Here is a 13,161-nt window from a genome sequence, read left to right as displayed (position 1 = left end):
GCGTGGCCGCGCCTCGGCTGCGCAGACAAAACAAAAAGGCCACCCGAAGGTGGCCTTTTTGCGAGGGTCAGAAACGCTTAGGCGTTCTTGACTTCCCAACCGGTCAGCTCGGCCAGGGCCTTGCCGATGTCGGCCAGGGAACGCACGGTCTTCACACCGGCGTCCTGCAGCGCAGCGAACTTCTCGTCCGCAGTGCCCTTGCCGCCGGAGATGATGGCGCCAGCGTGGCCCATGCGCTTGCCGGGCGGAGCGGTCACACCGGCGATGTAGGAAACCACCGGCTTGGTGACGTTGGCCTTGATAAAGGCAGCCGCTTCTTCTTCAGCCGAACCGCCGATCTCACCGATCATGACGATCGCTTCGGTCTTCGGGTCTTCCTGGAACAGCTTGAGGATGTCGATGAAGTTGGAGCCCGGGATGGGGTCGCCGCCGATGCCCACGCAGGTGGACTGGCCGAAGCCGGCGTCGGTGGTCTGCTTCACGGCTTCATAGGTCAGGGTGCCCGAACGGGACACGATGCCGACTTTGCCCGGCAGGTGGATGTGGCCCGGCATGATGCCGATCTTGCACTCGCCGGGAGTGATCACGCCCGGGCAGTTCGGGCCGATCAGACGCACGCCCAGCTCGTCACACTTGACCTTGGCTTCCAGCATGTCGATGGTCGGGATGCCTTCGGTGATGCACACGATCAGCTTGATGCCGCCGTTGGCCGCTTCCAGGATCGAGTCCTTGCAGAACGGAGCCGGAACGTAGATCACCGACGCTTCGGCGCCAGTGGCTTCCACGGCTTCCTTGACGGTGTTGAACACCGGCAGGCCCAGGTGGGTGGAACCACCCTTGCCCGGAGTGACGCCGCCGACCATCTTGGTGCCGTAGGCGATGGCCTGTTCGGAGTGGAAGGTGCCCTGCGAGCCGGTGAAGCCCTGGCAGATGACCTTGGTGTCTTTGTTGATCAGGATGCTCATTACTTACCCTCCGCGGCCTTGACGACCTGCTGGGCAGCGTCGGTCAGGCTGGTTGCCGCGATGATGTTCAGACCGCTGTCGGCCAGGACCTTGGCGCCCAGGTCGGCGTTGTTGCCTTCCAGACGGACGACCACGGGGATCTTCACGCCGACTTCCTTGACCGCGCCGATGATGCCTTCGGCAATCATGTCGCAGCGCACGATGCCGCCGAAGATGTTGACCAGAACGGCTTTGACGTTGTCATCGGAGAGGATGATCTTGAACGCTTCGGTCACGCGCTCTTTGGTCGCGCCACCGCCTACATCGAGGAAGTTGGCCGGCTGACCGCCGTGCAGGTTGACGATGTCCATGGTGCCCATGGCCAGGCCGGCGCCGTTGACCATGCAGCCGATGTTGCCTTCCAGCGCGACGTAGTTCAGCTCCCACTTCTGCGCATGGGCTTCACGCGGATCGTCCTGGGACGGGTCGTGCATGGCGCGCAGCTTGGGCTGACGGTACATGGCGTTGGAGTCGATGTTGATCTTGGCGTCCAGGCAGTGCAGGTTGCCGTCGGCCTTGATCACCAGCGGGTTGACTTCCAGCAGGGCCAGGTCGTAGTCCTGGAACAGCTTGGCCAGGCCAACGAAGATGTGGGTGAACTGCTTGATCTGATCGCCCTCCAGGCCCAGCTGGAACGCCAGCTCGCGGCCCTGGTACGGCTGCGCGCCGACCAGCGGATCGATGGTGGCCTTGAGGATCTTCTCAGGGGTTTCGTGCGCCACTTTCTCGATATCCACGCCACCTTCGGTGGAAGCCATGAACACGATACGACGGCTGGAACGATCGACTACCGCGCCCAGGTACAGTTCCTTGGCGATGTCGGTGCAGGATTCGACCAGGATTTTGCTGACCGGCTGGCCGTTGGCGTCGGTCTGGTAGGTCACCAGACGCTTGCCCAGCCAGTTGGCGGCGAAGGCCTTGGCGTCTTCCTTGCTCTTCACCAGCTTGACGCCGCCCGCTTTACCGCGGCCGCCGGCGTGGACCTGGGCCTTGACGACCCACTCGGTGCCACCGATTTTTTCGCAGGCCTCGGCCGCTTCTTCCGGGGTGTCTACGGCGAAACCCTTGGATACGGGCAGGCCGTATTCAGCGAACAGCTGCTTACCCTGATACTCGTGGAGATTCATGCTTGTCTACCGTCTTCGTTTAGGTATTGCGCATTCGGCGCTGTACTTGTGATACCGCGCCACCTGTGACTGCCGGAGCAGTCCGCCGGGCCTTCCGCCGCGAGTCGAACTCGACGCGGGCCGCCCGCCGTGGTTCTGCTTGCAAACACCGCCGCGGCGATGGGGCGATTACGCGACGCCCCGCCTACCACGTGGCTTACAACAACTCGAGTGGCCGGACTGGCCGGCCACCTGTGACGCTCAGCGCTTCTTGCGGTTGGCGATGTGGATGGCGCCGCCATTCACCGCCAGCGCCGCTTCGTGCAGCGCCTCGGACAGGGTCGGGTGCGAGAACACCATCATGCCCAGGTCTTCGGCGCTGGTGCCGAATTCCATGCCGATGGCGCCCTGCTGCACCAGCTCGGCCGCGCTCGGGCCGATCACGTGAACGCCGAGCACGCGGTCGGTGTTGGCGTCGGCGATGACCTTGACCAGACCGCCGGTATCGTTGGCGGCCATGGCGCGACCGCTGGCGGCGAACGGGAAGGTGCCGACATTGACGGCAACGCCTTCGGCCTTCAGCTGCTGCTCGGTCTTGCCGACCCAGGCGATTTCCGGGTGGGTGTAGATCACCGACGGGATCAGGTCGTAGTTCATCTGCGCCTTGTGGCCCTTGATGCGCTCGGCGACCATCACGCCCTCTTCCGAGGCCTTGTGCGCCAGCATGGCGCCGCGGACCACGTCACCGATGGCGTAGACGCCCGGCACGCTGGTGGCGCAGTAATCGTCGACATAGATGAAGCCGCGCTCGTCCAGATCGACGCCGCTGTCGGCGGCCAGCAGATCGGCGGTCACCGGGCGACGGCCGACGGCCACGATCAGCTTGTCGAAGGTCATCTTCTGCTCGCCTTCGGCGTCGGTGAAGCTGACGGTAACCTGCTTCTTCTTCACCTCCGAACCGGTCACGCGGGCACCCAGGCGGATGTTCAGACCCTGCTTGGTCAGGGTCTTCAGCGCTTCCTTGGAGATCTGCTCGTCGGCAGCCGGGAGGAACTTGTCCAGCGCCTCGATCACGGTGACTTCCGCGCCCAGGCGCGACCACACCGAACCCAGCTCCAGGCCGATGACGCCGGCGCCGATCACGCCCAGCTTCTTCGGCACGCTCTGGAACTCCAGGGCGCCGGTGGAATCGACGATCACGTCCTGATCGACCGGAGCCGGCGGGATATCGACCGGACGCGAGCCGGAAGCCAGGATCACGTTCTCGGCATCGATGACCTGGGTCTTGCCGTCCTTGCCGATGACTTCGACCTGCTTGCCTGCCAGCAGCTTGCCGTGGCCTTCGAGCAGGGTCACGCCGTTGGCCTTGAACAGGCCCGCGACGCCACCGGTGAGGTTCTTGATGATGCTGTTCTTGCGCGCCACCATGGCAGGGACGTCGATGGTGACGCCCTTGGCTTCGATGCCGTGCACGGCGAAGCCGTCTTTGGCTTCGTGGTACTTCCAGGAGCTGTCCAGCAGCGCCTTGGACGGGATGCAGCCGACGTTCAGGCAAGTACCGCCGAGGGCGACCTTGCCCTCCTTGTCCTGGTACTTCTCGATGCAGGCGGTCTTCAGACCGAGCTGCGCTGCTTTGATGGCGGCTACGTAGCCACCAGGGCCGGCACCGATGACTACCACGTCGAATTTCTGGGTCATAACGTATTCCTTCTCGAATAAACCGGACGGCCCTGTGAACAGGGCCGCCGTGGAGGAGACTGGCTTTTAGATGTCCAGCAGCAGGCGCGCCGGGTCCTCAAGCAAGTTCTTGATGGTCACCAGGAAGGTCACGGCTTCCTTACCATCGATCAGGCGGTGGTCGTAGGACAGCGCCAGGTACATCATCGGGCGGATCACCACCTGACCGTTGATCGCCATCGGGCGCTGGATGATGTTGTGCATACCCAGGATGGCTGCCTGCGGCGGGTTGACGATCGGGGTCGACATCATCGAACCGAAGGTACCGCCGTTGGTGATGGTGAAGGTACCACCGGTCATTTCTTCGATCGACAGCTTGCCGTCGCGAGCCTTCTTGCCGAAGGTGGCGATGCCGCTCTCGATCTCGGCCAGGCTCATCAGCTCGGCGTTGCGCAGTACAGGCACCACCAGGCCGCGGTCGCTGGACACGGCTACACCGATGTCCTGGTAGCCGTGGTAGACGATGTCGTTGCCGTCGATCGAGGCGTTGACTGCCGGCAGGCGCTTCAGGGCTTCGACAGCGGCCTTGACGAAGAACGACATGAAGCCCAGGCGCACGCCGTTGTGGGTCTTCTCGAACAGGTCCTTGTACTTCGAACGCAGGGCCATGACTTCGGTCATGTCGACTTCGTTGAAGGTGGTCAGCTGAGCCATGGTGGACTGGGCTTCGACCAGACGCTCGGCGACCTTGGCGCGCAGGCGGGTCATCGGCACGCGTTTCTCGACGCGGTCGCCGCTGGCGACGACCGGAGCGGCAGCGGCCGGAGCGGCGGCAGGCTTGGGCGCCTGCGCGGCCGGCGCATTCTTCTTGGCCTCGACGGCGGCGACCACGTCTTCCTTGGTCACACGACCGCCCTTGCCGGTGCCGGCGATGCTGTTCGGGTCGATGCCGTTCTCTTCTGCCAGCTTGCGCGCGGCCGGCGAGAGGATGGCGTCGTCAGCGGCGGCAGCCGGGGCGGCAGCCTGAGCCTGAGCCGGAGCGGCGGCAGCGGCGGGAGCTGCAGCAGGCGCGGCAGCGGCGGCACCGCCCTCGCTCAGCTTGCCCAGCAGTTCGTTGGAGAGAACGGTGTCGCCTTCGTTCTTGATGATCTCGGCCAGGACGCCGTCGGCCTCGGCCAGCACTTCGATCACCACCTTGTCGGTTTCGATGTCGACGATCAACTCATCGCGCTTGACCGCATCGCCCGGCTTCTTGTGCCAGGTGGCCACGGTGCCGTCGGCGACCGATTCCGGGAAGGTTGGGGCTTTGATCTCGATAGCCATTGTGCGTGTTTCCTTAAATTCGGTTTTTACCAGGAGGCGGCGCCCGCCACCCCCTGGATGAAGGCGTTAAACAGTAAAGGCGTCCTGCAGCAGTTTTTCCTGCTGCTCGGCGTGCATCGAGGCGTAACCGCAAGCCGGCGCGGCCGAGGCCTCGCGACCGGCGTACTCGAGGAACAGGCCCTTCTTGTGCGCGCTGGCGACACGGCGCATGTGGTGCTGGCTGCAGTACCAGGCCCCCTGGTTCATCGGCTCTTCCTGACACCAGACGATGTGCTTGAGGTTCTTGTACGGCGCCAGGGCCTCGGCCAGGTCCTCTTCCGGGAACGGGTAGAGCTGCTCGATACGCACGATGGCGATGTCTTCGCGACCCTCGGCACGGCGCTTCTCCAGCAGGTCGTAGTAGACCTTGCCGCTGCACAGCACCAGACGCTCGACCTTCTTCGGCTCCAGCGCATCGATCTCGCCGATCACCGTCTGGAACGAGCCTTCGGCCAGATCTTCCAGGGTCGAGATGGCCAGCTTGTGGCGCAGCAGCGACTTGGGCGTCAGCACCACCAGCGGCTTGCGCAGCGGGCGGATCACCTGGCGACGCAGCATGTGGTAGACCTGTGCCGGGGTGGTCGGCACGCAGACCTGCATGTTGTGCTCGGCGCACAGCTGCAGATAGCGTTCCAGGCGCGCCGAGCTGTGCTCGGGGCCCTGCCCCTCGTAGCCGTGCGGCAGCAGCATGGTCAGACCGCACAGGCGACCCCACTTGTGCTCGCCACTGGAGATGAACTGGTCGAATACCACCTGGGCGCCGTTGGCGAAGTCGCCGAACTGGGCTTCCCAGATCACCAGCGCGTTCGGCGTGGTGGTGGCGTAGCCGTATTCGAAGGCCAGCACCGCTTCCTCGGAAAGGAAGGAGTCGTACAGCTCGAACCGCGGCTGACCGTCGTAGAGGTTCTTCAGCGGCACGAAGGTGCTGGCGTCCTTCTGGTTGTGCAGCACCGCGTGGCGGTGCGAGAAGGTGCCGCGGCCGATGTCCTGGCCGGTCATGCGGATCGGATGGCCTTCGAACAACAGGGTGGCGTAGGCCATGGTTTCGGCGTAGCCCCAGTTGATCGGCAGAGCGCCGGCGCCCATCTTCTGGCGGTCCTCGAGAATCTTCGCCACCTGGCGCTGAACCAGGAAGCCTTCGGGGATTTCCAGCAGCTTGGCGGACAGGTCTTGCAGGGTCTTGAGCTCGAAGCGGGTGTCGTGACGCGCGGTCCAGGCATGGCCCAGGTACGGCCGCCAGTCGACGAACAGCTCCTTGTTCGGCTCCTTGACCAGGCTCTTGACCACGTGCTGACCATTGTCCAGCGCGGTACGGTAATCGTCGATCTTGGCCTGCACGTCATCGCTGCTCTGCACGCCGGCGGCGACCAGGGCGTCGGCGTAGAGCTCGCGGGTGGTGCGCTGCTTGGCGATCTGCTGGTACATCAGCGGCTGGGTGCCGTTCGGCTCGTCGGCCTCGTTGTGGCCGCGGCGGCGGTAGCACACCAGGTCGATGACCACGTCGCGCTTGTACTGCATGCGGTAGTCGACGGCCAGCTGGGTGACGAACACCACAGCTTCCGGGTCGTCGCCGTTCACGTGGAAGATCGGCGCCTGGATCATCTTCGCCACGTCGGTGGCGTATTCGGTGGAGCGCGCGTCCTCCGGACGGCTGGTGGTGAAGCCGACCTGGTTGTTGATCACGATGTGGATGGTGCCGCCCGTCTTGTAGCCACGGGTCTGCGACATCTGGAAGGTTTCCATGACCACGCCCTGGCCGGCGAACGCCGCATCGCCGTGGATGGAAATCGGCAGCACCTTGTCACCGGCCGCATCGCTGCGACGGTCCTGGCGGGCACGCACCGAGCCCTCGACCACCGGGGAGACGATCTCCAGGTGCGAGGGGTTGAACGCCAGAGCCAGGTGCACTTCGCCACCGGCGGTCATGACGTTGGAGGAGAAACCCTGGTGGTACTTCACGTCGCCGGAGGACAGGCCTTCGGTCTTCTTGCCTTCGAACTCGTCGAACAGGTCGCGCGGGTTCTTGCCGAAGGTGTTGACCAGGACGTTGAGACGGCCGCGGTGGGCCATGCCGATGACGATTTCCTTGGTACCGTAGGAACCCGAACGCTGGATGATCTCGTCCAGCAGCGGGATCAGGCTCTCGCCGCCTTCCAGACCGAAACGCTTGGTGCCCGGGTACTTGGTGCCCAGGTATTTTTCCAGGCCTTCGGCGGCGGTGACGCGCTCGAGCACATGCGCCTGCACTTCGCTGGAGAACTGCGGGCGGCCGCGGACGCTTTCCAGGCGCTGGGCGAACCAGTTGCGCTGGCCGGAGTCGACGATGTGGGTGAACTCGGCGCCGATGGTGCGACAATATGTCTGCTGCAAGGCGTCGCGAATTTCGCGTAGGGTCGCCTCTTCCTTGCCGATGTACAGTTCGCCGGTACGGAAGGTGGTATCCAGATCCGCGTCGGTCAGGCCGTAGTGGTTGATCGACAGGTCGGACGGCGCAGTGCGAACCCACAGACCCAGCGGGTCGAGTTGGGCGGCCTGATGGCCACGCATGCGGTAGGCCTGGATCAGACGCAGCACTTCCACCTGCTTCTTCTCGTGCTCGCTGCTCACGGTCCCTGCCGAAACCGGCTGGGCACGACGCGAATTCTTGGCGAGCAGGACGAAATGATCGCGAATGGTCGAATGCGATACGTCCGTGGCGGCGCTGCCGTCGGTCGGCAACTTCTGGAAGTAAGTGCGCCACTCTTCTGGCACAGCGTTGGGATCGTGCAGGTAGAGCTCGTAGAGCTCTTCCACGTAGGCAGCGTTGCCACCGGATAGGTGGGCACTGTCCCACATGCGCTGCATCACGCTTTCTTGCATGCTTGGTCACCCTCGGTAAGGGGACACCACCGGCGTGGACACCATAGGGTCGTACCAGAGCCCAGTTGCTGCGACTCGGGTAAAGCCACTTTGGTTCCCGCAGATAGTCCGGGTACCAGCCCGGATGCCCCTGCTGGTCGTCATATTTTTCGAGTAAGGACCGCGGCTTTGTGGGCTGCGGTTCTGGCTTTTGCTGCATTACCGGCCGAAGCCGGTAATGCAGGTGTTACGGGTACAGCAACTTGCAGATCAGGTGCCGCTCTGCAGCAGCATGTTGCGCACGTGACCGATGGCCTTGGTCGGGTTCAGGCCTTTCGGGCAGACGTTGACGCAGTTCATGATGCCGCGGCAGCGGAACACGCTGAACGGATCGTCCAGGGACGCCAGACGCTCGGCGGTCTTGGTGTCACGGCTGTCGGCCAGGAAGCGATAGGCCTGCAGCAGTGCGGCCGGACCCAAGAACTTGTCCGGGTTCCACCAGAACGACGGGCAGCTGGTCGAGCAGCAGGCGCACAGGATGCACTCGTACAGACCGTCCAGCTTCTCGCGCTCTTCCGGGCTTTGCAGACGTTCGATGGCCGGAGCCGGCGTGTCGTTCTGCAGGAACGGCTGCACCTTCTCGTACTGCTTGTAGAAGATGCTCATGTCGACGACCAAGTCACGAATGACCGGCAAACCGGGCAGCGGACGAATCACCAGCTTGCCGCCCTTGAGCCCCGCCGCGGACAGCGGGGTGATGCAGGCCAGGCCGTTTTTGCCGTTGATGTTCATGCCGTCGGAGCCGCACACACCTTCGCGGCAGGAGCGACGGTAGGAGAAGCCCTCGTCCTGCTCCTTGATCAGCGCCAGCACGTCGAGGACCATGATGTCCTTGCCGCCGGTGTCGACCTGGAAGTCCTGCATGAACGGAGCCGCGTCTTTCTCCGGGTTGTAGCGATAAACACTGACTTGCAACATCTGAGTCACCCTTAATAAGTCCGAACCTTGGGTTCAAACGCCGGCACTGTCTTCGGCGCGAAGTTGACGGCACGCTTGGACACGCGCTTCTCACCCGGGAAGTACAGGGAGTGGCACAGCCAGTTTTCGTCATCGCGCTCCTCGAAGTCCTCGCGAGCGTGGGCGCCGCGGGACTCCTTGCGAGCCTCCGCCGCCACCGCGGTCGCTTCGGCGACTTCGAGCAGGTTCTGCAGTTCCAGCGCCTCGATACGCGCAGTGTTGAATGCCTGGCTCTTGTCCGCGATCTTCACCTTGGCGATGCGCTCACGCAGATCGGCCAGCTGCTGGATGCCCTTCTGCATGTATTCGCCGGTACGGAACACACCGAAGTAGTTCTGCATGCACTGTTGCAGCTCTTTGCGCAGCGGAGCGACGTCTTCGCCGGTGCTGCGCTCGTTGACGCCGGACAGGCGGGCCAGAGACTGCTCGATGTCGGTCTCGCTGGCGCCACGGACTTCCACGCCTTCCTTGAGCGCCTTTTCCAGGTGCAGGCCGGCGGCACGACCGAATACCACCAGGTCGAGCAGCGAGTTGCCGCCCAGACGGTTGGCACCGTGCACCGATACGCAGGCGACCTCGCCGACGGCGAACAGACCGTCGATGATCTTGTCGTTGCCGTTGGCGTCCTGGGTGATGGCCTGGCCATGGATGTTGGTGGCAACGCCGCCCATCATGTAGTGGCAGGTCGGGATGACCGGAACCGGCGCGACCACCGGATCGACGTGGGCGAAGGTCTTGGACAGTTCGCAGATGCCCGGCAGGCGGCTGTGCAGCACTTCCTCGCCGAGGTGATCGAGCTTGAGCAGCACGTGGTCCTTGTCCGGGCCACAGCCGTTGCCGGCGATCACTTCCTTGACCATGGAGCGGGCGACCACGTCGCGACCGGCCAGATCCTTGGCGTTGGGCGCATAACGCTCCATGAAGCGCTCGCCATGGGCGTTGATCAGGTAACCACCCTCGCCGCGGCAGCCTTCGGTGACCAGTACACCGGCGCCGGCGATGCCGGTCGGGTGGAACTGCCACATCTCGATGTCCTGCACCGGCACGCCGGCACGCAGGGCCATGCCCACGCCGTCACCGGTGTTGATCAGGGCGTTGGTGGTGGAGGCGTAGATACGGCCGGCACCGCCAGTGGCCAGGACCACGGCCTTGGAACGGATGTAGACGGTCTCGCCGGTCTCGATGCAGATGGCGATGATGCCGACGATGGCGCCGTCCTGGTTCTTCACCAGGTCGACGGCGTACCACTCGTTGAGGAACGAGGTGCCGGCCTTCAGGTTGGCCTGGTACAGGGTGTGCAGCAGGGCGTGACCGGTACGGTCGGCCGCGGCGCAGGTACGAGCCGCCTGGGTCGGATTGTCCGGCCCCTTGGACTGGCCGCCGAACGGGCGCTGATAGATGCGGCCCTGCTCGGTACGGGAGAACGGCAGGCCCATGTGCTCGAGCTCGAACACGGCTTCCGGGCCGACGGAGCACATGTATTCGATGGCGTCCTGGTCACCGATATAGTCGGAACCCTTGACGGTGTCGTACATGTGCCAGCGCCAGTCGTCGTTCGGGTCGGCCGAAGCGATGGCGCAGGTGATGCCGCCCTGGGCGGAGACGGTGTGCGAACGGGTCGGGAACACCTTGGTGACCACGGCAGTCTTGTGACCGCCCTGGGCCAGTTGCAGCGCGGCGCGCATGCCGGCGCCGCCGCCACCCACGATGATGGCGTCATAGGAGAGAGTACGGATGCTAGCCATGAATCAGAAACCCCACAGAATCTGCACGCCCCAGACGAACATCGCGAACATGGCGATGCCGCACGCGGCCTGGAACAGGAAACGCACACCGGTCGCCCACTTGCCCAGCGCCATCGGCGTCAGGTAGTCGGTGGAAATGGTCCACATGCCGACCCAGGCGTGCACGCTCAGCGCCACCAGTGCCAGCAGGCTGAAGATGCGCATCGCGGTGTTGGAGAACAGGGCATGCCATTCGGCGTAGCCCAGCCCCGGATTACAGATCACATAGCCCAGCAGAAACAGCGTGTAAGCCGCGAGAACCACCGCGGAGACGCGTTGCGCCATCCAGTCATAGAGGCCCGAACGCGAGAAATTCGTGACATTGGTTACCATATCCACACCCCCAGCAGCACGATCACGACCGCCGCAACGGCGATGACGAGTTGCGAGCCCAGCTTTCCGCCTTCCAGCGTCTCACCGATGCCCATGTCCATGATCAGATGGCGCACACCGGCCACCAGGTGGTACAGCAGAGCGGACAGCAGACCCCAGATCACGAACTTGGCCAGCGGGCTGGTCAGGCATTCCTTCACCTGGGCGAAGCCCTCTTCGGAGGTCAGCGACTTGTCGAGGCCGAACAGCAGGATGGCGATACCGACAAAGAGGATGACACCGGAGATGCGGTGCAGAATGGACGTGTAAGCGGTGATCGGGAGCTTGATAGTCCTAAGGTCGAGGTTTACAGGTCGTTGGCTATTCACGGCTTTGTTATCACACTGAGAGCCCCTAACTATCAGGGCAAAGTTGTTGGGAAGTGCACTGGTCAGGTACCCATCACCCAAGGAGTGACGACCGCCATGATATGGCCGCTAAGCCCCTGGCGGTCGGGCGCAGAGTATAGACAGTTAGCAGACTAATGACAATGCAATGGCCTCCCCCAAAAAGCGCATTGCAGCCTGCAAACAAAAGGCGTAAATAGCGGCCTTTTTTCGTGCAAAAACCCGCCCAAACCCTTCTGCCGCCTGGGTTTTCGCAAATTGACTTTCGGATTTATCTCACTATAGTGGTGCGGGCCCTGCGTGGGGGGCTGTCTGATGATTTCAAGCATAACTAGGAGGCCACATATGGCTGACAAAAAAGCGCAGTTGATCATCGAGGGCAATGCCCCCGTCGACCTGCCCGTTCTGACCGGCACCATGGGGCCTGATGTAATCGATGTGCGGAGCCTGACCGCCACGGGTCGGTTCACCTTTGATCCTGGATTTATGTCGACCGCCTCGTGCGAGTCGAAGATCACCTATATCGATGGCGACAAGGGCATCCTGCTGCACCGCGGCTACCCCATCGAACAGCTCGCCGAGCAATCGGACTACCTGGAAACCTGCTACCTGCTGCTCAATGGCGAGCTGCCGAGTAAGGAAGAGAAGGCCAAGTTCGTCGGCACCATCAAGAACCACACCATGGTTCACGAACAACTGAAGACCTTCTTCAACGGCTTCCGTCGCGATGCCCACCCGATGGCCATCATGTGCGGCGTGGTCGGCGCACTGTCCGCCTTCTACCATGACTCGCTGGACATCAATAACCCGCAGCACCGCGAAGTCTCGGCCATGCGCCTGGTGGCCAAGATGCCGACCATCGCCGCCATGACCTACAAGTACTCCATGGGCCAGCCCATGATGTACCCGCGTAACGACCTGAACTATGCGGAAAACTTCCTGCACATGATGTTCAACACCCCGTGCGAGATCAAAGCGATCAGCCCGGTGCTGGCCAAGGCGATGGACAAGATCTTCATCCTCCACGCCGATCATGAGCAGAACGCCTCCACCTCCACCGTGCGCCTGGCTGGCTCCTCGGGTGCCAACCCGTTCGCCTGTATCGCCGCCGGCATCGCCGCGCTGTGGGGCCCGGCCCACGGCGGCGCCAACGAGGCGGTACTGACCATGCTCGACGAGATTGGCAGCGTGGAGAATATCGAGAAGTTCATCGCCAAGGCCAAGGACAAGGACGATCCGTTCAAGCTGATGGGCTTCGGTCATCGCGTGTACAAGAACTTCGACCCGCGTGCCAAGGTCATGAAACAGACCTGCGACGAAGTACTGGCCGAGCTGGGCATCAACGACCCGCAGCTGGAACTGGCGATGAAGCTCGAAGAGATCGCGCGCAACGATCCTTACTTCAAGGAGCGCAACCTCTACCCGAACGTGGACTTCTACTCGGGCATCATCCTCAAGGCCATCGGCATCCCGACCTCCATGTTCACCGTGATCTTCGCCCTGGCGCGTACCGTCGGCTGGATCTCGCACTGGAAGGAAATGCTCTCCGGCCCGTACAAGATCGGCCGCCCGCGCCAGCTGTACACCGGTTATCAGCAGCGCGACCTGCCGACCAGCCGCGACTGACTTACCTCGCAAGACGAAAAAGGCTGCC

General features: G+C 63.3%; 10 protein-coding genes. 1 reads left to right on the top strand and 9 read right to left on the bottom strand.

Features of this window, described 5'->3' with window-relative positions; genetic code table 11:
- Positions 1 to 77: 77 nt before the first annotated feature.
- The 9 genes from sucD to sdhC form a co-directional block, all read right to left on the bottom strand.
- Positions 78 to 965 (bottom strand): succinate--CoA ligase subunit alpha, encoded by an 888-nt coding sequence (gene sucD / locus ACUTAF_RS07290; RefSeq protein ID WP_003240843.1) that lies wholly within the window; start codon positions 963 to 965, stop codon positions 78 to 80.
- Complete coding sequence (sucC, locus tag ACUTAF_RS07285) at positions 965 to 2,131, bottom strand: ADP-forming succinate--CoA ligase subunit beta (RefSeq protein WP_445579343.1); 1,167 nt, start codon at positions 2,129 to 2,131, stop codon at positions 965 to 967. The genes sucD and sucC overlap by 1 nt, the downstream gene beginning before the upstream one ends.
- A gap of 240 nt (positions 2,132 to 2,371) precedes the next feature.
- A complete protein-coding gene (lpdA, locus tag ACUTAF_RS07280; RefSeq protein WP_445579342.1) occupies positions 2,372 to 3,808 on the bottom strand; it encodes a dihydrolipoyl dehydrogenase in 1,437 nt (478 codons plus the stop codon).
- A gap of 66 nt (positions 3,809 to 3,874) precedes the next feature.
- On the bottom strand, positions 3,875 to 5,110 hold the full coding sequence (gene odhB, locus ACUTAF_RS07275; RefSeq protein ID WP_445579341.1) for a 2-oxoglutarate dehydrogenase complex dihydrolipoyllysine-residue succinyltransferase: 1,236 nt from the start codon (positions 5,108 to 5,110) through the stop codon (positions 3,875 to 3,877).
- Positions 5,111 to 5,176: 66 nt separating this feature from the next.
- Positions 5,177 to 8,008 (bottom strand): 2-oxoglutarate dehydrogenase E1 component, encoded by a 2,832-nt coding sequence (locus ACUTAF_RS07270; protein ID WP_445579340.1) that lies wholly within the window; start codon positions 8,006 to 8,008, stop codon positions 5,177 to 5,179.
- Positions 8,009 to 8,257: 249 nt separating this feature from the next.
- Complete coding sequence (locus tag ACUTAF_RS07265) at positions 8,258 to 8,965, bottom strand: succinate dehydrogenase iron-sulfur subunit (protein ID WP_024308047.1); 708 nt, start codon at positions 8,963 to 8,965, stop codon at positions 8,258 to 8,260.
- Positions 8,966 to 8,976: 11 nt separating this feature from the next.
- Positions 8,977 to 10,749 (bottom strand): succinate dehydrogenase flavoprotein subunit, encoded by a 1,773-nt coding sequence (gene sdhA / locus ACUTAF_RS07260; protein ID WP_445579339.1) that lies wholly within the window; start codon positions 10,747 to 10,749, stop codon positions 8,977 to 8,979.
- Positions 10,750 to 10,752: 3 nt separating this feature from the next.
- The gene (gene sdhD / locus ACUTAF_RS07255) at positions 10,753 to 11,121 is read right to left on the bottom strand and encodes a succinate dehydrogenase, hydrophobic membrane anchor protein (protein WP_445579338.1); all 369 of its coding nucleotides are present in this window, start codon (positions 11,119 to 11,121) and stop codon (positions 10,753 to 10,755) included.
- The gene (gene sdhC, locus ACUTAF_RS07250; RefSeq protein ID WP_445579337.1) at positions 11,115 to 11,489 is read right to left on the bottom strand and encodes a succinate dehydrogenase, cytochrome b556 subunit; all 375 of its coding nucleotides are present in this window, start codon (positions 11,487 to 11,489) and stop codon (positions 11,115 to 11,117) included. The genes sdhD and sdhC overlap by 7 nt, the downstream gene beginning before the upstream one ends.
- Positions 11,490 to 11,852: 363 nt before the next feature.
- Between sdhC and gltA the strand changes: the two genes are divergently transcribed.
- A complete protein-coding gene (gltA, locus tag ACUTAF_RS07245; protein WP_445579336.1) occupies positions 11,853 to 13,133 on the top strand; it encodes a citrate synthase in 1,281 nt (426 codons plus the stop codon).
- Positions 13,134 to 13,161: the final 28 nt, after the last annotated feature.

The sequence above is a fragment of the Pseudomonas sp. SP16.1 genome (assembly GCF_052682975.1).
This window is presented reverse-complemented; position numbering and strand designations above follow the sequence as displayed.